Below are 20596 nucleotides of genomic sequence, written 5' to 3'. Positions count from 1 at the left end.
GGCGCGCCGTCCGGCCCCGGAGCGGGGAGGTAGGAGATGAGCGTGCCGGAACACGTGCTGGTGGTCGGCGCAGGGCTGGCCGGGCTGCGGACGGTGGAGAACCTGCGCCGGGACGGCTACGAGGGCCGGATCAGCCTGGTGGGGGCCGAGGAGCACCTCCCCTACGACCGCCCCCCGCTGTCGAAGCAGTTCCTCGCCGGGGCGTGGGAACGCACCAAGATCGACCTGTGCACCGCCGAGGACCTCGCCGAGCTCGGCGCGCGCACCCATCTCGGCCGCTCCGCGGTCGCCCTGCGGCCCGGTGAGGGCCCGGCCGACGGCTCCGAGGTCGAGCTCGACGACGGCACCGTGCTGCACGCCGACGCCGTCGTCCTCGCCGTGGGGGTCACCTCCCGGTTGCTCGACGGCCAGCCGGACTCCGCGCACCTGCTGCGCGCCGTCGACGAGGCCGAACGGCTGCGCGACGCGCTCGCCTCGGCGTCGTCGCTGCTCGTGGTCGGTGCCGGGTTCATCGGGGCCGAGGTGGCGAGCACCGCCCGGGACCGGGGTGTCGCTGTCACCGTCGTCGAGACCGGCACGGTGCCGATGGCGCGGCTGCTGGGCGAGCAGGCCGGTGCGGTGGTGGCCCGGCTGATGGTCGACGCCGGGGTCGACCTGCGCACCGGGGTGGCGGTGTCGGAGCTGACGTCCTCGGGTGCCACCCTCTCCGACGGGTCGACGGTGACGGCCGACGAGATCGTCGTCGGCGTCGGAGGGATGCTCGACCTGGGCTGGCTGGAGGCCACCGGCGTCGACGTCTCCGCCGGGATCCCGTGCGACCACCGGGGCCGGGTCGACGGGCTGCCCGGGGTGTGGGCGGCGGGCGACGCCGCCGCCTGGACCGACCCGGACACCGGCGAGCGCACCCGGCTGGAGCACTGGACCTCGGCGAGCGACCAGGCCGCCGCGGTCGCCGCGGACATCACCGGCACCGACCTACCGCCCGCCGCGGTGCCGTTCTTCTGGTCCGACCAGTTCGGCATGAAGATCCAGCTCGTGGGGTGGCCGGACCGCGCGGACTCGCTGCTGCCGTTGCACGGCGAGGGTCTCGGCGACGGCCCGGTGAAGGGCACGGTGCTCGGCTACCTGCGCGGCGACGACCTCGTCGCCGTCGCCGGGTTCGGCGCGGCCCGGCTCGTCGCCCGCTACCGCCGTCCACTGGCCGAGGGCGCCGACCGCGCCGCGGTGCTGGAGCTGCGCGACTCGCTGTCCTGACACACCGACGCCCGGCCGGTTCGTGCACCGGCCGGGCGTGACGTGCAGGCGGTCTAGCGGAAGATCGAGCGGACGATCGCCAGTCCGACCAGCGCGCCGACCGCGATGAGCGAGTACTTGACCTTCGGGTCGGCGAGCCGCTCGGCGAGCTGCGCCTTGCCGCCCTCGATGAGGTTCTTCGGGTTCGCCCGGTCCGCCAGGGCGTCCAGACTCTCGGCCAGCGCGTCCCGGGTCTTCTCGATCTCGCGCTGGATGTTCTCGGGGTCGCGGGCCACCACGTCCACCTCCGGTTCGGCCGGTACGCGTCCGCGTCCGGGACTCCTGCTGCTCGCGCCCGACGCTGCCCCGACAGCTCTGTCCGGGCACCGCGAGCGGCGTGGGACACACCGTAGCCACCGACGGGGGCGGACCGCGCGCCCGGCCACCGGCGCGCCGCCGATCGGGTGCGCCCGACGGTCGTCGGTGTCGCATCCGTCCACAACCGGCCGGTACGTCCACAGGCACCACACTCGTGGCGGCGCCGCGGCCGGCGGGTGGCACGCTGATCGACATGAGCACACGGCTGCAGGCGGGCGACCCCGCCCCCGACTTCACCCTCGACGACGCCGACGGCACGCCCGTCTCCCTGGCCGACTACCGCGGCCGCAAGGTCGTCGTCTACTTCTACCCGGCGGCGAGCACCCCGGGCTGCACGAAGGAGGCCTGCGACTTCCGCGACAACCTCGCCGAGCTGAACGAGGCGGGCATCGACGTGCTGGGCATCTCCCCGGACAAGCCCGCCAAGCTCGCGACCTTCCGCGACAACGAGAAGCTGACCTTCCCGCTGCTGTCCGACCCCGACCGCGAGGTCCTCACCGCCTGGGGCGCCTTCGGGGAGAAGAAGCTCTACGGCAAGACCGTCACCGGCGTGATCCGGTCGACCTTCCTGGTCGGCGAGGACGGCACGATCGTCGACGCGCAGTACAACGTGAAGGCGACCGGGCACGTGGCGAAGCTCCGCCGGGACTGGAAGGTCTGATGCCGGCCCGGCCGGCGGGCGCGGGGTGAGCGGGCGTGCCCCGCGCCCGCCGGTGGACCGACGAGGAGCTGGTCGCCGCGGTGGCGGCGTCGCAGCGGCTGAGCGAGGTGTGCCACCGCCTCGGGATCCGGCCCGGCCGGTACGACCAGCTACGGGCGCACATCGCCCGGACCGGCGTGGACGCGAGCCACATCCCGGGGGCGCTCGACCCCGGGCACCGCAACCACCGCCGGCGCTACACCGACGAGGCGCTGCGGGCGGCCGTCGAGGCGGAGGTCAGCGTGTACGCCGTGCTCCGGCGGCTCGGGTACGAGCCCAGCGGCGGGATGTTCCGGGCGGTGGTCGCGCACATCCGGGCGCTCGAGCTCGACACGACGCACTTCACGGGCCGTTCCTGGGCCCGGGGCCGGACCTTCCCGGGGCGGCGGGCCCGTCCGCTGGCGGACATCCTGGTCCGCGGCTCGAGCTACCGCAGCAGCGCGACCCTGCGCCGGCGGCTCGTCGCGGAGGGGCTGAAGGCCGCCCGGTGCGAGGAGTGTGGCCTGACCGAGTGGCGGGGACGGCCCGTCCCACTCCAGCTCGACCACGTCAACGGCGACCACACCGACAACCGGCTCGAGAACCTTCGTATCCTGTGCGCGAACTGCCACGCCCTCACCGACACCTGGTGCGGCCGAAAGAACTAGCCGGCGTACTCCAACTGGCAGAGAGACACGGTTTAGGTCCGTGCAAGTGCGGGTTCGAATCCCGCCGCCGGCACGCGTCGCGTCGCCCGCCTCACCCGGCGGGCGGCGCGGTCCCGGTCGGCCCGGCACCCCCGGGCGCGACGCCCTCGGGCTCGTCGGGCAGCGGCCGGCGGGCGGCGAGCAGCACCCCGCCGAGCCCGAGCACCGCGCAGATCCCCGACACCAGTAGCAGCGCGGGCGGCACGTGCCCGGTCACCGCGTCGCCGAGGGCCACGACGGCGATGGTGCTCGGCGCCGACCCGATCACGGTGCCGACCAGGTAGGGCCAGAACCGCACCTGGGACAGACCGGACAGGTAGTTGAGCACCGCGAACGGCACCATCGGGATCAGCCGCAGCGACGTCACCGCCAGCACGCCGTGGTGGTCGAGCCTGCGGCGCACCCACACCGCGCGCGGGTGGCGCGCGTAGCGGGCGACGAGCCCCCCGCCGGTGGCACGGACGAGCGCGAACGCCACGACCGCGGACAGTGCGGTCGCGAACAGGGTCAGCGCGGCCCCGCCGACGGCACCGAACAGCACCCCGGCGGACACGGTGAACACCGTCCGGGGGAAGGGCGGGACGTTGAGCGCGACCTGGAGCAGGACGAACACGACCGGGCCCCAGAGCCCTGCCGACTCGACGGCCCGGCGCAGCTCACCGAACCGGGGGAACGCGGACAGGCCCAGCGACCGGGCCACGAGTACGACGAGTGCGGCCGCGAGCACCAGCCCGAGGCAGCCCAGCAGAAACCGCCACCACCGCACGGACGTCACGGTACCGAGCCCCGCGCCGGTGCCGTCGGCCGCGTCGCCGCACCGGCCGGTCCCCGCCGCCGGTCGTCGGGCGACCTCGGCCGGCGTGCCGTGGGGATGGGCCGTGAGAGGCTGCCGACCATGAGCGACTCGGGTATCGATCCCGCCGAACTGGACGCCGACGGGCTGGCCGTGCGCCGCGAGGTCCTCGGCCAGGACTACGTCGACGCGGCGCTGGGCCGCGTCGACGACACGACCGCGGACTTCCAGAAGCTGATCACCCGCTACGCGTGGAACGAGATCTGGACCCGTCCCGGGCTGGAGCGCCGGATGCGCTCGGCGGTGACGCTGACCGCACTGGTCGCGCACGGGCACTGGGAGGAGTTCGAGCTGCACGTACGGGCGGCCCGGCGCAACGGCCTGACCACCGACGAGATCGTCGAGATCATCCTGCAGACCGCGATCTACTGCGGGGTCCCGGCGGCGAACTCGGCGTTCCGGATCGCGCAGCGCGTCCTGGCCGAGCCCGCCCCCGAGTAGACCTCAGTCGCGGGCGAGCAGCGCCTGCAGGTGCGGGACGAGTGCGCGCAGCGCGGTCCCGCGGTGGGAGGCGGCGTCCTTCTCCTCGGCGCTGAGCTCGGCCGAGGAGCGGGTGTCGCCCTCCGGGGCGAAGATCGGGTCGTAGCCGAACCCGTTCTCCCCGCGCGGGGCGCGCAGCAGGGTGCCGCGCCACGTCCCGTGCACCACGGTGCGCCCGGGCACGGACTCCTCCGCGTCGGGGCCGCCGGTGGCATCGGGGCCGTCGGCGTTGTCGGTGTCGTCGGTGTCGTCGGTGTCGTCGGTGTCACGGAGCCCGGCCACCGCCTCGGGCGTGACGAGCGCGGCGGCGCACACGAACGCGGCGCCGCGGCGCTCGTCGGGGACGTCGGCGGTCTGTCCGAGCAGCAGCGCCAGGTTGGCCGCGTCGTCGCCGTGCCGGCCGGACCAGCGGGCGGAGAAGATGCCCGGCATGCCGTTGAGGGCGTCGACGGTGATGCCCGAGTCGTCGGCGATCGCGGGCAGCCCGGTCGCGGCGGCGGCGTCGCGGGCCTTGGCGAGCGCGTTCGCGGCGAAGGTCGCGCCGGTCTCGGGGGCCTCGGGGAACTCGGGGACGTCGGCGAGCCCGACGATCTCCACCCCGGAGAGCCCCGCGGCCTCGGTGATCCGGCGCAGCTCGACGAGCTTCTTGGCGTTGCGGGTGGCGAGCAGGATCCTCACGCGTCGCCCTCCCCCGCGGTGCCCGGGGCGGCGGGGGCGGTCTGCGCGACGATCTTCGGGTGCGGCGCGGCGAGCACCTCGACCTGGAGGCGGGACAGCTCGGCGATCCCGGCGAGCGCGGAGTCGAGCATCGCGTCGAGGGTCGAGCGGGAGAACGTGGCGCCCTCGCCGGTCCCCTGGACCTCGATCAGCGTCCCGGTCTCGGTGGCGACGACGTTCGTGTCGACCTCGGCCCGCGAGTCCTCCTCGTAGGGCAGGTCGAGCCGGACGCGGCCGTCGACGACGCCGACCGACACCGCGGCGACCTGGCAGGAGATCGGCTTGGGGTCGGACAGCTTGCCCTGCTCCCCGAGCCAGGTGACGGCGTCGCACAGGGCCACGTAGGCGCCGGTGATCGCCGCGGTGCGGGTGCCGCCGTCGGCCTGCAGGACGTCGCAGTCGATCGCGATCGTGTTCTCGCCGAGCGCGCGCAGGTCGATGCAGGCACGCAGGGACCGGCCGATCAGCCGGGAGATCTCGTGGGTGCGGCCGCCGATCCGGCCCTTCACCGACTCTCGCGACGAGCGGGTGTCGGTGGCCGAGGGCAGCATCGCGTACTCGGCGGTGACCCAGCCGAGGCCGGATCCCTTGCGCCAGCGCGGTACCCCGTCGGTGACGCTGGCGGCGCACAGCACCTTCGTGTCACCGAACTCCACCAGCACCGATCCCGCGGGGTGCTTCTGGAAGCCCCGGGTGATGGTCACCGGCCGCATCTCGTCGTCGGCCCGGCCGTCGGCCCTGCCCTCGGTTCGTGTCACCCGACCATCGTAGGAAGCCGGTTCAGACCTCGAACACCGCGTCGGGCCGGGCGAGCTCGACGGTTCCGCCGAAGGCCGCCTTGGCCTCGGCGCCGAGGGACTCGCGGTCGAACCAAGCCGGGACGTGGGTGACGACCAGGCGTCGGGCGCCGGCGGCCGCGGCGTGCTCGCCCGCCTCCCGTCCGGACAGGTGCACCCCGGGCGGTCCGGCCTCGGCGTGCGGCCAGCTGGCCTCGCAGAGCAGCAGGTCGGCGTCGCGGGCGGCCTCGACGAGTCCGGGGCAGGCGGCGGTGTCCCCGGAGTAGGTCAGCACCCGGCCGCGGTGCTCGAGGCGCAGCGCCCAGGCGGGGCAGACGTGCACGACCTCGTACGCGGTGACGGTGACGACGTCGTCGCCGGCGCCGACGGTGAACGGCTCCCCCGCCACGAGGTCGTGGAAGGAGAAGACGTCGGTGAGGTCGGTGCGGGCGTAGTCGGCCTCGGTGACGGCGTCGGCACGGGCGAAGCGGGCGTGCGCACCGGCCGGGGCGTGCACGGGCAGCTTCCGCGCGGTCGCGTCGAACGGGGGCCGGGGATGGTAGCGACGGTGCACCGCCAGCGACGGGAAGTCCGCGCAGTGGTCGGGATGCAGGTGGCTGAACACCGCGGCGTCGAGGGAGAACGGGTCGGCGTGCCGCTGCAGTGCGCCGAGGGTGCCGTTGCCGAGGTCGAGGGTGAGGCGGGTCGACCCGGCCTCGACGAGGTAGCCCGATGCCGGGGACTCGGGTCCGGGGCCGCTGCCGGAGCACCCGAGAACGATCAGCCGCATGCGCGACCCTAACCCGTTCGTGAGGTGCGCCGCAGCCACCAGAGTCCGACGAACGGCAGGACGAGCGGGACGAAGCCGTAGCCGGCGCCGAAGTGCGACCAGACCGTCTCGCGGGGGAAGTCGGCGGGGACGAAGGTGGTGAACGCGCCGACCCCGAGCACGCCGACGAGCTCGAACACCACGGCGGACCAGGCGAGACGGCGGAAGCCGGGCCCGGTGCCCGCCAGCCCGACGGTGGCCAGGATGTAGACGAACCCGGCGAGCGCGGACAGCGAGTACGCCAGCGGTGCCTCGCCGAAGCGTTCGGCGATCTGCACGCCGGCCCGCGCCGAGGCCGAGAGCGCGAAGATGCCGTAGACGGCGATGAGGATGCGACCGGGGCCGGTGGCGGTGGCGCGGGGCCCGGGGGCGTGCGGCTCAGGCACCGGGCACCCCCGGGATCCACAGGCCCTGCAGGCGCAGCACGGCGACGAGCGTCCCGATCGCGCCGACGGCGATCACGGCCCCACCCCAGCGGCTCGGCTCGGCGGTGGCGAACTGCAGCGCGATCACCGGGACGCAGACCGCGACGGCGAGGTAGATGAGGAAGGTCGACTGTTCGGGCAGGGTGACCCCGCCGAGCAGGACCCGGTACGCCGCGATCGCGGCCTGCACGACGATGAGCGCCACACAGACGCCGACGGCGACGGCGTGCACCCGGCTCGGGGGCCGGTTCAGCGCCGTCGTGACCAGCCCGAACAGCGCGGTGGCCGAGAGCGCCACAGTGATCACCAGGACGAGCGTTCCGATCACGGCGGGAACGCTACCCCCGCGCCCCTCCGACACGGCGCCGGACCCACCGTCGTGGCCGGTGGGCATCCACACCCCCGGCCGTCAGGCGGACGGGAGCGCGGCACCCGCGCGGCCCACGACCGACCCGATCTCCGGGCCCAGGAACCGGCGGCCCAGGCGGGCGAAGGGCTCCGGGTCACCGGTGGCGAGGAAGCGGTGCGGTGCGGGCGGGGCGGTGTCGTCGCGCAGCAGGTCGTGCGCGTGCAGGGTCCGGACCAGGGTGCGGGCGGTCTCGTCGGCCGAGGACACGAGCGTCACGTCCGGGCCGAGGACGATCTCCAGCACCCCGGACAGCAGCGGGTAGTGGGTGCAGCCCAGGACGACGGTGTCGACCCCGGCGCGCTGGAGCGGCTCCAGGTAGCCCTGGGCGACGCCGAGGACCTGGCGGCCGCTGGTGGTGCCGCGCTCGACGAAGTCGACGAACCGGGGGCAGGCGACCGAGGTGATCTCGGTGTCGGGGGCGGCGTCGAAGGCGTCGGCGTAGGCGCCCGAGGCGATCGTCGCGGCGGTGCCGATGACACCGATCCGGCCGTTGCGGGTGGTGGCGACGGCGCGACGCACGGCCGGGCGGACGACCTCGACCACCGGCACCGGGTAGCGCTCGCGGAAGTCGGCCAGGCACGCCGCCGAGGCCGAGTTGCAGGCGATGACCAGCGCCTTGACCCCGGAGTCGACCAGCTCGTCGCCGATGCCGAGTGCGAGGCGCCGGATGTCGGCGAGCCGGCGCGGCCCGTACGGGCTGTGCGCGGTGTCGCCGACGTAGACGATCTGCTCGGCGGGCAGCAGGTCGATGACCGAGCGGGCGACGGTCAGACCGCCGACCCCGGAGTCGAAGATGCCGATCGGGGCGTCGAGCCCGGGTGCGTCGCTCACACCCTAGGAGGGTAGGCGGTCGGCCCGGGACACCCAGTAGGCGGCGAGCACGCCGCCGACCGCGCCGAACAGGTGGCCCTGCCAGGACACCGACGGGTCCGAGGGCAGCACACCCCAGAGGATGGAGCCGTAGAACAGGAACAGCACGACGGCGAGCAGGATCTGCCTGCCGTTGCGGGCGTAGAAGCCGCGGACGAGCAGGAACAGGAACCAGCCGAACACGATCCCGGACGCCCCGATCACGGCCGCGGGCGAGGTCAGCCACACCCCCAGCCCGCTGACCAGCCAGATCGTCGCGGTGACCGCGAACCACTGCACGATGCCGCCGGACATCGCGAGGAACCCGAAGATCAGGAACGGCAGGCTGTTGGCGGCGAGATGCGCCCAGTCGTCGTGCAGCAGAGGTGCGGTGAGGATCCCGACGAGGCCCTCGGTGCTGCGCGGGTAGATCGCGGCGGCGAACTGGACCATGCCGCCCGACGCCTGGTCGACGGCCTCGAAGACGTACAGCGCGGCGGTGAACACCAGCATGATCACCGCCGCGCGCACCGGCGCGGGCGGCAGCACACGGGCGGGGCGGCCGTCCGGGGGTGCGGTCATGCCGTCCACGGTACCGGCGCGCCCGCCCGCTATGCCCGTTGTGACCGGTTCAGGCCCAGAGGTGCCCGTCGATGCCCTGCGCGGCGGTGCCCAGGTCACCGGAGTAGGCGCCGGTGGACAGGTACTTCCATCCGCCGTCACAGACGATCATCACGACGTCGGCGCGCTGACCGGCGTCGAGCGCCTTGTTCGCGACGCCGAGGGCGGCGTGCAGGATCGCGCCGGAGGAGATCCCGGCGAAGATGCCCTCCTGCTCCACCAGCTGGCGGGTGCGGCGCAGCGCGTCGTAGGAACCGACCGAGAAGCGACCGGTCAGCACGGTCTCGTCGTAGAGCTCCGGGACGAAGCCCTCCGACAGGTTCCGCAGGCCGTAGACGAGCTCGCCGTAGCGGGGCTCGGCCGCGACGACCTGCACGTCGGGCTTCTGCTCACGCAGGTAGCGCCCGGCGCCGACGAGGGTGCCGGTAGTGCCGAGCCCGGCGACGAAGTGGGTGATCGACGGCAGGTCGCGCAGGATCTCCGGGCCGGTGCCGCGGTAGTGCGCGTCGGTGTTGGCCGGGTTGCCGTACTGGTAGAGCATCACCCAGTCCGGGTGCTCGGACGCCAGCTGCTTGGCGAGGGCGACGGCCTGGTTCGACCCGCCGGCCGCCGGCGAGGAGATGATCTGCGCGCCGTACATCGCCAGCAGCTGGCGACGCTCCTCGGAGGTGTTCTCCGGCATCACGCAGATGATCTCGTAGCCCTTGAGCTTCGCGGCCATCGCCAGCGAGATGCCGGTGTTGCCCGAGGTGGGCTCCAGGATCGTGCAGCCGGGCGTGAGCAGCCCCTGCTTCTCGGCGTCCTCGATCATGGCCAGCGCGGGCCGGTCCTTGATCGAGCCGGTGGGGTTGCGGTCCTCCAGCTTCGCCCACAGCCGCACGTCCTCCGACGGCGACAGGGACGGCAGCCCGACGAGCGGGGTGTCGCCGACGGCGTGCAGCAGCGAGTCGTAACGCACGGGATCTCCTCACGCGCCGGTGCCGGGCGGGCGGGCCGCCCGGCACCGATCTCCGGTGGGGCTCAGCGACCGCCGGCCACGGCCGGGAGGATCGTGAACGTCGAGGACTCCTTGACCGGGGCCTCCAGGCCGCCGGCGAAACGGATGTCCTCGTCGTCGACGTAGATGTTGACGAAGCGGTGCAGCTTGCCGTCGGTGATCAGACGGTCCTTGATGCCGCTGTGCCGCGACTCCAGGTCGTCGATGACCGCGGAGACGGTGTCGCCCTTCGCCTCGACGGTCTTCTCGCCGCCGGTGTGGGTGCGAAGGATGGTGGGGACGGACACGGAGACGGCCATGTCGGTGATCACTCCTGGTGGGGTCGCTCTGGCGTGGACTTCTGCACGCGGCAACGCGGCCGGAGTACGGCGACATTCCCGCGCGACCTCCGGCGCGGGTGCGCGAGAGGGTCGATCAGGCCCGGTCGGGGACGTCGTCGGAGCCGGTGTGGGAGAACATGTAGGACTCCACGACCGCCAGCTCGTCCTCCACGACCTCGCCGTCGGCGAGGTGGTAGGAGCGCACCTCGGGCTCGGCGTCGGCGGTGGCGAGGCCCACGATCAGCCAGTGCTGGTCGGGGGTCCACTCCATCTGGGCGACGTCCTTGGGCGACGGGTAGGCCTCGGGCAAGCCGGTGTGCGCCACCGGGCGCCGCGGCAGCCGCGTGTGGGAGTGGACGACGAGCATGCGGCGCTCACCGGACGCGTCCAGCTCGCGCTCCAGGCGGATGTCCTCGGCCGGGGAGAAGGCGAAGTCGCTCGCCACCTCGTCGGCGTTGGTCATCGGCACGTAGCGCTCGGGGTGCTCACCGGTCTCGGGACCGACGAGCTGCCCACACGACTCGACCGGGAAGTCCCGGCGGGCGTGCGCGACGATCGCATCGAGGAGGTCGGACCGGAGGACGAGCACGACGTGAGGATACGCGGCCCCGGCGGCGGGACCGAACACCCGCCGGGCCCGCACCCGGCGTTCACGCACTCAACACCACGGTCTGTGATCCCGGCCACGGCCCGGCGGTCGGCGGTGCCTCCATACTGCCCTGCGTGTCCTCCCCCGGTCGCCGTGTCGGAATCGTCCTCGCCGCCCTGCTCGCCGTCGTCCTGGCGGTGGGGGTCACCGTCGAGGCGGTGACGCTCTCCGGCCGTTCCGCCCCGGGTGCCCCCGGCCCCGGCACGGTGCGGCTCATCGCGCTCAACGACCTGCACGGCAACCTGGAACCGCCCTCGGGATCCTCGGGCCGGGTGACCGACGACGCCGGCGCGCAGGTCGAGGCCGGGGGTGCCGCGTTCCTCGCCGCGCACGTCGCGGCGCTGCGGGCACAGGCTCCGGCGAGCGTGGTGCTGTCCACCGGCGACAACGTCGGCGCGTCCCCGCTGGCGTCGGCGCTGTTCCACGACGAGCCGACCGTCGAGGTGCTGGAGCGGATGGGTGTCGCCGCGTCCGTCGCGGGCAACCACGAGTTCGACGAGGGCATCGCCGAGCTGCGCCGGTTGCAGCACGGCGGCTGCCACCCGACCGACGGCTGCCGCTTCACCCCGTCCTACGACGGCGCGTCCTTCCCGATCCTGTCCGCCAACGTGACCGACGGCTCCAGGCGGCCGGCGCTCGCCGCGTCGACGGTGGTGGAGGCGGGCGGGACCCGGATCGGTGTCATCGGCGCCACCCTGTCCGAGCTGCCCGACCTGGTCTCCCCCGACGGCATCCGCGGCCTGGCCGTCGGCGACGAGGTCGCCGCGGTCGACGCGGCGTCGCGCGGGCTGACCGCGCAGGGGGTGCGGGCGCAGGTGCTGCTGCTGCACCAGGGCGACGAGACGACCGGTGACGGCGGCCCGGACGCCTGTGCGATCGAGCCCGGCGGGCCGGCGTCGCGGATCGCGGCCGCGGTGTCCGCCGACGTCGACGCGGTGTTCTCCGCGCACACCCACCAGCAGTACCTGTGCTCGGCGACCGACCCGGCCGGGAACCCCCGGCCGTTCGTGCAGGGCCTGTCGTTCGGCAGGCTGCTGTCGGTGGTCGACCTGGCCCTGACCGGCGACGGCGACGTGGACCGCGGCGCGACGACGGCCCGCAACGAGGTCGTCACCCGCGACGTCACACCCGACCCGGGCGTGGCCGAGGTCGTCGACCGTGCGGTCGCGCAGTCGCGGCCGCTGGCCGAGCGTCCGGTCGGGACGGTGGCCAGGCCGCTGCTGCGCACGGCCGGGCCGACCGGGCTGTCCCCCCTCGGCACGGTGATCGCCGACGCCCAGCTCGCCGCCTCCCGCGGCGACGGCGCGCAGATCGCGCTGACCAACCCCGGCGGGGTGCGCGCGGACCTGGTGCCCGACGCGGGCGGCCGGGTCGCCTACGGGCAGGCCTACACCGTGCAGCCGTTCGGCAACATCCTGCAGACGATGACGCTCACCGGTGCCCAGCTGCGGGCGGTGCTCGACCAGCAGTTCACCGTCGAGGACGGCCCGACGGTGCTGCAGAGCTCGTCGAACCTGCGCTACACGGTGACGGGGAACCAGGTGGGCGACATCGCGATCGGCGGTGTCCCGGTCACCGACGGCGGCCGCTACCGGGTCGCGACGAACAACTTCCTGTCCGCGGGCGGCGACGGCTTCGACACCTTCACCGCCGGGACCGAGCTCATCGGCGGGCCGGTGGACCTCGACGCGTTTGTCGCGTACCTGGGCGCGAACCCGGGATTGACCCCGCCGTCCACCGACCGGATCGTGCGGCGGTGACGGGGCCCGGCCCGTCGGGTCAGAGCCCCCGGACGCGAACCCGGACCAGGGAGTCCTGCACGTAGGTCAGCCAGTGGTAGACGCCCAGGTGCTGGGCCCTCGGGTCGTCGTCGGGCAGCTGCTCGGGCATGTCCTCGCTGACGTCGAGGGCGGTGCCGAGCGCGAGCCGCACGTCGTTGAGGGCGGCCAGCCAGGCGTCGACCTGGGCCTCGGTGAGCTCCAGCCGTCCGCCCGCTTCGGGCAGGGTGTCCAGCACGGTCGCCGCGGCGGCGTCCTTGGCCTCGATCAGCGACGGCTCGTGCAGCGAGCGCATCCCGCCGGCGAGGTCGGAGTCCTCGGTGGTGAAGTCCGGCAGCAGCCGGGCCAGCACCCGGTCGGTCGGCCGCGACGTCGGGCCGGTGCGGATGCCGGTGAGCTCGGCGAGCTCGTCGGTGGACGCGAGCTCGGCGCGACCGGCGAGCATCTGGCGGATCTCGGTGAACAGCCCCCGCAGGACGACGGCCTCCTCGCCGGAGAACCCGGACGTGTAGCGGACGCGGTCACCGCGGCCGCTGCGCTTCCAGCCGTTCACCCTCAGGCCCGCTGCATGGTGGCCCACAGGCCGGCCGCGTGGAGCTGGGCGACGTGCCCCTCCACGGTGTCCTTGTCACCGGCCGACACGGCGGCGCGTCCCTTGTGGTGCACGTCGAGCATCAACGCGGTGGCCTTCGCCTCGGGGTAGTGGAACACCTTCTGCAGCACGTAGGTCACGTACGACATGAGGTTGACCGGGTCGTTCCAGACGATGGCCTGCCACGGCGTGTCGGGGCCGGCGGACTCGTCCAGGTCGGGCGTGACCTGCTCGGTGGGCGCCGGGGACGGCGCTGGTGACGGCGCGGACATGCGCCCCATGGTGGCACAGCCGGGACGACGGTCCCGGCCCGACCGCACAGCCCCCGACACCGGCCACGACACCGGCCCCGGCCCGACCGCTCCGGCACCGACCAGCGCGGCCCCGACCGCGGCGGCGGGCGCGGCCGTAGGCTCCCGACCATGACCGGCACGGCCCTGCTGACCGACCGCTACGAGCTGACGATGGTGGCGGCGGCCCTCGCCGACGGCACCGCCGAACGGCACTGCGTCTTCGAGCTGTTCGCGCGCCGCCTCCCCGACGGGCGCCGCTACGGCGTCGTCGCCGGGACGGGGCGGCTGCTGGAGGCGCTGTCGCGCTTCCGCTTCTCCGACGCCGACCTGGAGTTCCTCACCCCGGTCGTCGACTCCGCGACCCTGGACCGGCTCCGCGACTACCGCTTCTCCGGCGACGTCGACGGCTACCCGGAGGGCGAGCTGTACTTCCCCGGCTCCCCCGTCCTCACCGTGACCGGCACCTTCGCCGACGCGGTGATCCTCGAGACCCTCGCGCTGTCGATCTACAACCACGACAGCGCGATCGCCTCGGCCGCGGCGCGGATGGTGACCGCGGCGGCCGGGCGGCCGCTGATCGAGATGGGCTCGCGGCGCACCCACGAGGAGGCCGCCGTGGCCTCCGCCCGGGCCGCCTACCTGGCGGGCTTCGCGACGACGTCGAACCTCGCCGCCGGCGCCCGGCACGGCATCCCGACCGCGGGCACGGCCGCGCACGCCTGGGTCCTGCTGCACGACGACGAGCCGTCCGCCTTCGCCAGCCAGGTCGCCGCCCTGGGCACCGACACCACGCTGCTCGTCGACACCTACGACATCCGCCGCGGCATCTCACACGCCGTCGCGGCCGCCGGCCCCGGGCTGGGTGCGGTCCGCATCGACTCCGGGGACCTCGGCGTACTGGCCCGCCAGGCCCGCGACCAGCTCGACGCGCTCGGTGCCACCGGGACCCGGATCGTGCTGTCCGGCGATCTCGACGAGTACGCGATCGCCTCGCTGCGCGCCGAGCCGGTCGACTCCTACGGCGTGGGGACCTCCCTGGTCACCGGGTCGGGCTCACCGACGGCCGGGATGGTCTACAAGCTCGTCGAGGTCGACGGGCGCCCGGTGTCCAAGCGGTCGAGCGCGAAGGAGTCCCGCGGCGGGCGCAAGGCGGCGCTGCGGCGGTTCAAGCCGACCGGCACCGCGGTCGAGGAGGTCGTGTACCCCTACGGCACCGATCCGGCCCCCGGCCCGCACGACCGGGTGCTGCCGGAGCCGCTGGTACGGGGCGGCGAGGTCGTCGCCGACGACTCCGTCACCGGTCTGGAGTCCGCCCGGGAGCGGCTGCGGACGGCACTGATCGCCGTACCGTGGGAGGGGCTGAAACTGTCCCGCGGCGAGCCCGCGATCCCGACCACCTTCCTCACCGGGAGCTGAGCCATGGCCCGAGCGTTGATCGTCGTCGACGTCCAGAACGACTTCTGCGAGGGCGGCGCCCTCGCGGTGGCCGGTGGGGCCGCCGTCGCCGCCGGCATCGGGCCGCTCGCGACCGGCGGCCGGGACGGCACGGCCTACGACCACGTCGTCGCCACCCGGGACGTGCACGTGGACCCGGGGCCGCACTTCTCCGACACCCCGGACTTCGTCGACTCCTGGCCGCCGCACTGCCGCGCGGGGACGCCGGGCGCGTCGTTCCACCCGGCGCTGGACGTCGCACCGATCGAGTGCGTCTTCGACAAGGGCGCCTACACCGCTGCCTACTCGGGCTTCGAGGGCGCGAGCGCCAACGAGTCGGGCGAGCCGCTGGGCGACTGGCTGGGCGGGCGCGGGGTGACCGAGGTCGACGTCGTCGGCCTGGCGACCGACCACTGCGTCCGGGCGACCGCGCTCGACGCCGCACGGCTCGGACTCGCGACGACGGTGCTGCTGCACCACTGCGCGGGGGTCTCCCCGGAGACGACGGAGCGGGCGCTGGCCGAGCTGGCCGAGGCCGGCGTGGAGCTCCGCACGGCCTGAGCCCGGCACCGGCCGGGAGCGCGTCCCGGCCGGTGCCGATGTCTCAGTGCCAATCTCTCAGTGGCGCTCGACCGTCGTGACCTGGGCAGCCCGGTCGCCGTCCACCGGGGTGGCGTCGCCGTCCGCCGGAGCCGCGTCGCGGTCGGGGCGCTGCGGGTCCGCCGGGACGCTCAGCGGGTCGACCGCCGCGACCGGGACGGCCGCTCCCCCGGGGTCCGCGTCGGTGGCCCCGTCGTCCTTGGCGAAGGAGCCGACCTTCACGTAGAAGTCGTCGCCGTGGTTGTCGGTCGCCCAGTCGACGGCCTGCTCCATCACCTCGGCGCTCTTGACCGCGCGCAGGATGACCCGGTCACGGCGGACGTCGCGGTGCAGGGCCACGCACAGCAGCACCATGATCACCACGAACGGTGCCGCGACCAGGATCGTGAGGTTCTGGATGCCCGACAGTGCGTCCTCGCCCCCGGTGAGCAGCATCAGCACCGCGACCGCGCCCATCGCGGCGCCCCAGAAGACGACCACCCACTTGCTGGGCTCGATGGTGCCGCGCTGGGACAGGGTGCCCATGACGATCGACGCGGCGTCGGCGCCGGAGACGAAGAAGATGGCGACCAGGACCATGACGAGCAGGCCGGTGACGGTCGCCCACGGGTAGGCGCCGAGTACCTGGAACAGCTGGACGTTGGAGTCGTCGGAGAACTGTGTGCCCTGCTGGGCCTGGGTGATGGCGGTGCCGCCGAAGATGCAGAACCAGACCAGCGAGACCAGGCTGGGTGCGAGGATGACCCCGCCGACGAACTCGCGGATGGTGCGCCCGCGCGAGATCCGGGCCAGGAACATGCCGACGAACGGCGTCCAGGAGATCCACCACGCCCAGTAGAAGATCGTCCAGCCGGAGAGCCATTCGAGCATCGGCTCGCCGCCGACGGCCTCGGTGCGCCCGACCATCTCGAAGAACTGGGAGAAGTAGGCGCCGATCGAGGTCGGGATCAGGTCGAGGATGATCACCGTCGGGCCGACGACGAACACGAAGAACGCGAGCACCGCCGCCAGCACCATGTTGGTGTTGGACAGCCACTGGATGCCCTTCTCGACGCCGGAGACGGCGGAGAGGATGAACGCGGCGGTCAGGACGACGATGATCGCGGCGAGCAGCCAGGGGCTCACCGGGCCGTCGACCCAGCCGACGGTCTGCATGCCGCCGCCGATCTGGAAGGCGCCCAGGCCGAGGGAGGCGGCGGAGCCGAACAGCGTCGCGAAGATCGCGAGGATGTCGATGGCCCGGCCGATGGAGCCCTCGGCGGCCTTGCGGCCGATCAGCGGGACGAAGGCCTGGCTGATGAGCTGCCGGCGGCCCTTGCGGAAGGTGGAGTAGGCGATGGCGAGGCCGACGACGGCGTAGATCGCCCACGGGTGCAGCGTCCAGTGGAACAGCGAGGTCGCCATCGAGGTCTGCAGCGCGTCGACGGTGCCGGGCTCGGCGGAGCCGGGGGGCGGTGACCGGAAGAAGGTCAGCGGCTCGTTCACGCCGAAGAACATCAGTCCGATGCCCATGCCGGCGGAGAACATCATGGCGATCCAGGAGACCGTGCGGAACTCGGGTTCCTCGTCGTCGGCGCCGAGCTTGACGCGTCCGAACCGGCTGAAGGCCAGGAACAGTGCGAAGGCGACGAAGGCGGTCGCGGCGAGGATGAAGCCCCAGCCACCGCCACGCATCAGCGCCCCGATCATCGTGGACGCGGTCGTGCGCAGGCTCTCCGGCGCCGCGACCCCCCAGACGACGAACAGCAGCGCCAACGCGGCACCGATCCCGAAGACCGTCCGGTCCGTGCGGGGGCGTTCCGGTGGTGCTCCGGGGTCCTCGGTACACGACCGGGGATCGACCTGCGTCATGACGTCTCCACCTCTGTCCGGTGCGGGGAAAGTGCGGTACGTGCGCCGCTCCGTGGGGTCGTGCGGATCCGCGGCCGGGATCACCGGCGCGACGGGTGGACGGGCAGCGGGTGCCGCCGACCCGGGGACGGGCGACGGTCGGGCGGCGGTCGGCCGGGACTCGGCACCACCTGCTCCCCCTCAGATACTCGATTAATATATCTGTGCACGTTATGATGCGGCCGGAGCGGCGGTCAAGACCCGATCCGTCGCCCGGAGCCCGAGGACACCGGAGTCGCCACCGTGCCCCCAGCAGTTCCGATGCCCGACCCGCGGCGACCGGCCCACGCCTCGGGCCTGCACGAACACCACCGTTGCAGCCCCTTGACACCGACCAGGGCGACGCGCTCCCATCGTGGTGCGTATTGAGCGACTCGTTGCTTGTTACGCAACAGTTTCGGTGTTTCTCGTGTGTTACCGCGGCCCCGATCGCCGTCGTCGTCATCGCGCCCAACCCCACTGCAGGAGGTGATCCGCTGTGCCGCAACGGTTCTGCCGCGACCGCACGCCGGCCGCCTCCGGCGCCCGGTCGTCGCACGGGCCCCCGGTCCCGCGGCGCCGGCCTCCGTAACGAACCGATGCCGTCGCACCGGTCCCGAGCTCGACCCGCGAGGGCGACCCCCGCCGGCGCGCCCGATCTCGCCCCAGACCCGCCAGCCGCCCCACACCGACCGTCGCCCACGAGGAGTACCGCCATGACGACCGGCGAGTTGTCGAACCCCACCACCGAGGGGCAGAGCCTCCCGGACAGCCTGCGAGAGACCCTCGCCGGCCACTACTACACCGACCCCGCGATCTTCCGGGCCGAGCAGGACAACATCTTCCACAAGACGTGGTTCTGCGCGGTGCTGGCCGCGGACCTGGACAAGCCCGGCGCGTTCGAGACCGTCCAGATCGGACGTGAGAGCGTGATCGTCACGCGGGCCAGGGACAACTCCGTACGGGCCTACCTCAACGTCTGCCGACACCGCGGCGCGCGGCTGTGCACGGAGGAGAAGGGCGAGGTCAGGCGCTCGTTCCAGTGTCCGTACCACGCCTGGACCTACGGCCTGGACGGCAAGCTCATCGCGGCGCCGAACCTCAACTCGATGCCCGACGTCGACAAGGTCGAGTACGGCCTGCACACCGTGCACGTCCGCGAGTGGCTGGGCTACGTGTGGCTGAGCCTGGCCGAGGAGCCGCCGTCGTTCACCGAGACCGTGATCGGCGACGTCACCACCCGGCTCGGCTCGCCGGACGCGATCGTGGGCTACGACGTCGAGAACCTGAAGCTCGGCCGGCGCATCTCCTACGACGTCAAGGCGAACTGGAAGCAGATCGTCGAGAACTTCATGGAGTGCTACCACTGCGCGACGATCCACCCCGAGCTCACCGAGGTGCTGCCGGAGTTCGCCGACGGCCTGGCCGCCCAGTACTTCGTCGGGCACGGCGCCGAGTTCGGCGAGGAGATCAAGGGCTTCACCGTCGACGGCTCCGAGGGGCTCGCCCGGATCCCGAGCATCACCCAGGAGCAGGACCGCCGCTACTACGCCATCACGGTGCGGCCCTCGGTGTTCATCAACCTGGTCCCCGACCACGTCGTGTTCCACCGCATGTTCCCGCTGACCCCCGAGCGCACCCTGGTCGTCTGCGACTGGCTCTACCTCCCCGAGGTCGTCGACTCCGGCGCCGACATCGACCGCTCGGTGGAGCTGTTCCACCGGGTCAACGTGCAGGACTTCGACGCCTGCGAGCGCTGCCAGCTCGCGATGGACTCGCGCTCCTACGAGAAGGGGGGCGTGCTCGTGCCGAGCGAGCACCACATCGGCGAGTTCCACGACTGGGTGCGCGACCGGGTGGGCTGATCCCCCGCACCGCACCGCACCGCGCCTCACCGCACTCCCCGCACCACGACGAACGCCCCGCCCGGCCCCGCCGGCGCGGGGCGTTCGCGCATGCCCCCGGGCCCGACCGGATCAGGCCGGCACGGAGGGGTGCCGTGGCACCCCGTCACCACCCCCCCGCACCCCACGCGAGGGGTGCGGCGGGACGCGGGGAGGTGCCACGCCGTGCCCCCGCGGGCGGGACCGCAGCTGAGCAAGCGGGACAGCGGCCGGGCAGCAGGGCGGCCACCGGACGCGGAACGGCCCCGCCCCCGCGGTGCGGGGACGGGGCCGTGGGAGAGCCGCCGCGGCGCTACCGGAAGACGACCGTGCTGCCGCCGGTGAGCAGGACCCGGCGCTCACAGTGCCAGCGGACCGCGCGGGACAGGGCCAGCGCCTCGGCGTCGCGGCCGACCATCTGCAGGGCCTTCGGGTCGTAGGAGTGGTCGATCCGGATCACCTCCTGCTCGATGATCGGGCCCTCGTCGAGGTCGGGGGTGACGTAGTGGGCGGTGGCGCCGACCTGCTTCACGCCGCGCTCGTAGGCCTGGTGGTACGGGCGGGCACCCTTGAAACCGGGCAGGAACGAGTGGTGGATGTTGATGGCACGGCCCTCGAGCGCCTTGCACGTCTCGTCGGAGAGCACCTGCATGTAGCGGGCGAGCACGACCAGCTCGGCGTCGAACTCGTCGACGAGCGACAGCAGCCGGGCCTCGGCGTCGGGCTTGGTCTCGGCGGTCACCGGGACGTGCACGAACGGCAGCCCGGCGGCCTCGGCCATCGGGCGCAGGTCGGGGTGGTTGGACACGACCGCGACGATGTCGGCGCCCAGGCTGCCGGCCCGCCACCGGAAGATCAGGTCGTTGAGGCAGTGCCCCAGCTTGGAGACCATGACCAGGATCCGGGCGGGGGCGCCGTCGTGGAAGGTGAAGCTCATGCCGAACTCGGCCGCGACCGCCTCGAAGTCCCGGCTGATCACGTCGAGGTCCACCTCGTGCTCCGCCCCGACCTGGGTGCGCAGGTGCAGCCGGCCGCGCAGCGGGTCGTCGAACTGCTGGTACTCGCCGATGTCGCAGCCGTGCTCGAACAGGAAGGCGCTGACCGCGCGCACGATGCCGGTGCGGTTCGGGCAGCTCAGGGTCAGGATGAAGGAACGGGACACGGCGGCCTCTCCTCGGGTCGGACGCGGTCCGCGGCGACCACGGACCCCTGGATGGTGCATTGA

General features: G+C 73.4%; 24 protein-coding genes and 1 tRNA gene. 9 read left to right on the top strand and 16 right to left on the bottom strand.

Features of this window, described 5'->3' with window-relative positions:
- Positions 1-36 precede the first annotated feature (36 nt).
- Complete coding sequence (locus Ae717Ps2_RS04435; protein WP_020624057.1) at positions 37-1254, top strand: NAD(P)/FAD-dependent oxidoreductase; 1218 nt, start codon at positions 37-39, stop codon at positions 1252-1254.
- 53 nt (positions 1255-1307) lie between these two features.
- Here Ae717Ps2_RS04435 and Ae717Ps2_RS04430 read toward each other — a convergent pair whose 3' ends face one another.
- Positions 1308-1529 (bottom strand): DUF3618 domain-containing protein, encoded by a 222-nt coding sequence (locus Ae717Ps2_RS04430; protein ID WP_043278533.1) that lies wholly within the window; start codon positions 1527-1529, stop codon positions 1308-1310.
- Between the two features lie 275 nt (positions 1530-1804).
- On the opposite strand from Ae717Ps2_RS04430, the gene bcp reads away from it, so the two are divergent.
- From bcp to Ae717Ps2_RS04415, 3 genes are all read left to right on the top strand, one after another.
- Positions 1805-2272 carry a thioredoxin-dependent thiol peroxidase gene (bcp, locus tag Ae717Ps2_RS04425; protein WP_060714385.1) on the top strand — a complete coding sequence of 156 codons (468 nt, stop codon included), beginning with the start codon at positions 1805-1807 and terminating at the stop codon, positions 2270-2272.
- Positions 2273-2307: 35 nt separating this feature from the next.
- Positions 2308-2958: an HNH endonuclease gene (locus Ae717Ps2_RS04420; RefSeq protein WP_075307917.1), complete on the top strand. Its 651-nt coding sequence runs from the start codon at positions 2308-2310 to the stop codon at positions 2956-2958.
- A tRNA-Leu gene (locus Ae717Ps2_RS04415) sits at positions 2958-3031 on the top strand. Before Ae717Ps2_RS04420 ends, Ae717Ps2_RS04415 begins: the two co-directional genes overlap by 1 nt.
- 18 nt (positions 3032-3049) lie before the next feature.
- Here Ae717Ps2_RS04415 and Ae717Ps2_RS04410 read toward each other — a convergent pair.
- Positions 3050-3763, bottom strand: a complete 714-nt coding sequence (locus Ae717Ps2_RS04410) for a TVP38/TMEM64 family protein (RefSeq protein ID WP_075312258.1) — start codon at positions 3761-3763, stop codon at positions 3050-3052.
- Between the two features lie 129 nt (positions 3764-3892).
- On the opposite strand from Ae717Ps2_RS04410, the gene Ae717Ps2_RS04405 reads away from it, so the two are divergent.
- On the top strand, positions 3893-4291 hold the full coding sequence (locus Ae717Ps2_RS04405; protein ID WP_020624061.1) for a carboxymuconolactone decarboxylase family protein: 399 nt from the start codon (positions 3893-3895) through the stop codon (positions 4289-4291).
- Between the two features lie 3 nt (positions 4292-4294).
- On the opposite strand, the gene Ae717Ps2_RS04400 is transcribed toward Ae717Ps2_RS04405, so the two are convergent.
- The 10 genes from Ae717Ps2_RS04400 to Ae717Ps2_RS04355 all read right to left on the bottom strand — a co-directional run bounded on the left by Ae717Ps2_RS04400 (position 4295) and on the right by Ae717Ps2_RS04355 (position 10862).
- Entirely contained in the window at positions 4295-5008 is a 714-nt protein-coding gene (locus Ae717Ps2_RS04400) for a non-canonical purine NTP pyrophosphatase (RefSeq protein ID WP_075333063.1), read from the bottom strand.
- Positions 5005-5805, bottom strand: a complete 801-nt coding sequence (gene rph / locus Ae717Ps2_RS04395; RefSeq protein ID WP_255407888.1) for a ribonuclease PH — start codon at positions 5803-5805, stop codon at positions 5005-5007. The genes Ae717Ps2_RS04400 and rph overlap by 4 nt, the downstream gene beginning before the upstream one ends.
- 22 nt (positions 5806-5827) lie before the next feature.
- Positions 5828-6613, bottom strand: coding sequence for an MBL fold metallo-hydrolase (locus tag Ae717Ps2_RS04390; protein WP_020624064.1), 786 nt, complete (start codon positions 6611-6613; stop codon positions 5828-5830).
- An 8-nt stretch (positions 6614-6621) separates the two neighbouring features.
- A complete protein-coding gene (locus Ae717Ps2_RS04385) occupies positions 6622-7038 on the bottom strand; it encodes a hypothetical protein (protein ID WP_020624065.1) in 417 nt (138 codons plus the stop codon).
- On the bottom strand, positions 7031-7405 hold the full coding sequence (locus tag Ae717Ps2_RS04380; protein ID WP_043278538.1) for a hypothetical protein: 375 nt from the start codon (positions 7403-7405) through the stop codon (positions 7031-7033). The genes Ae717Ps2_RS04385 and Ae717Ps2_RS04380 overlap by 8 nt, the downstream gene beginning before the upstream one ends.
- Before the next feature lie 81 nt (positions 7406-7486).
- On the bottom strand, positions 7487-8317 hold the full coding sequence (gene murI, locus Ae717Ps2_RS04375; protein WP_020624067.1) for a glutamate racemase: 831 nt from the start codon (positions 8315-8317) through the stop codon (positions 7487-7489).
- A 3-nt stretch (positions 8318-8320) separates the two neighbouring features.
- Positions 8321-8917 carry a rhomboid family intramembrane serine protease gene (locus Ae717Ps2_RS04370; RefSeq protein ID WP_075312260.1) on the bottom strand — a complete coding sequence of 199 codons (597 nt, stop codon included), beginning with the start codon at positions 8915-8917 and terminating at the stop codon, positions 8321-8323.
- Between the two features lie 49 nt (positions 8918-8966).
- On the bottom strand, positions 8967-9914 hold the full coding sequence (locus tag Ae717Ps2_RS04365; RefSeq protein WP_020624070.1) for a PLP-dependent cysteine synthase family protein: 948 nt from the start codon (positions 9912-9914) through the stop codon (positions 8967-8969).
- Positions 9915-9976: 62 nt separating this feature from the next.
- The gene (locus Ae717Ps2_RS04360) at positions 9977-10252 is read right to left on the bottom strand and encodes a MoaD/ThiS family protein (RefSeq protein WP_043278539.1); all 276 of its coding nucleotides are present in this window, start codon (positions 10250-10252) and stop codon (positions 9977-9979) included.
- Positions 10253-10367: 115 nt separating this feature from the next.
- Positions 10368-10862, bottom strand: a complete 495-nt coding sequence (locus Ae717Ps2_RS04355; protein WP_075312262.1) for a Mov34/MPN/PAD-1 family protein — start codon at positions 10860-10862, stop codon at positions 10368-10370.
- Between the two features lie 134 nt (positions 10863-10996).
- Between Ae717Ps2_RS04355 and Ae717Ps2_RS04350 the strand changes: the two genes are divergently transcribed.
- A complete protein-coding gene (locus Ae717Ps2_RS04350; protein WP_233147438.1) occupies positions 10997-12682 on the top strand; it encodes a bifunctional UDP-sugar hydrolase/5'-nucleotidase in 1686 nt (561 codons plus the stop codon).
- Positions 12683-12701: 19 nt separating this feature from the next.
- Here the strand turns inward: Ae717Ps2_RS04350 and Ae717Ps2_RS04345 are convergent, their stop codons facing one another.
- Positions 12702-13253, bottom strand: a complete 552-nt coding sequence (locus Ae717Ps2_RS04345) for a DUF2017 domain-containing protein (RefSeq protein ID WP_075307921.1) — start codon at positions 13251-13253, stop codon at positions 12702-12704.
- A gap of 2 nt (positions 13254-13255) precedes the next feature.
- Positions 13256-13564, bottom strand: coding sequence for an ATP-dependent Clp protease adapter ClpS (clpS, locus tag Ae717Ps2_RS04340; protein WP_060710877.1), 309 nt, complete (start codon positions 13562-13564; stop codon positions 13256-13258).
- 150 nt (positions 13565-13714) lie between these two features.
- Between clpS and Ae717Ps2_RS04335 the strand changes: the two genes are divergently transcribed.
- The gene (locus tag Ae717Ps2_RS04335) at positions 13715-15001 is read left to right on the top strand and encodes a nicotinate phosphoribosyltransferase (protein ID WP_075333062.1); all 1287 of its coding nucleotides are present in this window, start codon (positions 13715-13717) and stop codon (positions 14999-15001) included.
- Positions 15002-15004: 3 nt separating this feature from the next.
- On the top strand, positions 15005-15580 hold the full coding sequence (locus tag Ae717Ps2_RS04330; RefSeq protein WP_043281671.1) for an isochorismatase family protein: 576 nt from the start codon (positions 15005-15007) through the stop codon (positions 15578-15580).
- Positions 15581-15637: 57 nt separating this feature from the next.
- Here Ae717Ps2_RS04330 and Ae717Ps2_RS04325 read toward each other — a convergent pair whose 3' ends face one another.
- Positions 15638-17470 carry a BCCT family transporter gene (locus tag Ae717Ps2_RS04325; RefSeq protein WP_083702260.1) on the bottom strand — a complete coding sequence of 611 codons (1833 nt, stop codon included), beginning with the start codon at positions 17468-17470 and terminating at the stop codon, positions 15638-15640.
- Between the two features lie 734 nt (positions 17471-18204).
- Here Ae717Ps2_RS04325 and Ae717Ps2_RS04320 point away from each other — a divergent pair.
- Entirely contained in the window at positions 18205-19353 is a 1149-nt protein-coding gene (locus Ae717Ps2_RS04320) for an aromatic ring-hydroxylating dioxygenase subunit alpha (protein WP_075307923.1), read from the top strand.
- Between the two features lie 331 nt (positions 19354-19684).
- Here the strand turns inward: Ae717Ps2_RS04320 and purU are convergent, their stop codons facing one another.
- Positions 19685-20533, bottom strand: a complete 849-nt coding sequence (gene purU / locus Ae717Ps2_RS04315) for a formyltetrahydrofolate deformylase (RefSeq protein WP_020627394.1) — start codon at positions 20531-20533, stop codon at positions 19685-19687.
- Positions 20534-20596: the final 63 nt, after the last annotated feature.

The organism is Pseudonocardia sp. Ae717_Ps2, from assembly GCF_001932475.1.
In the GTDB taxonomy this organism is placed as follows: Bacteria; Actinomycetota; Actinomycetes; order Mycobacteriales; family Pseudonocardiaceae; genus Pseudonocardia.
The sequence above is the reverse complement of the archived record's forward strand: the minus strand, read 5'-3'. Positions and strand labels throughout refer to the sequence as shown.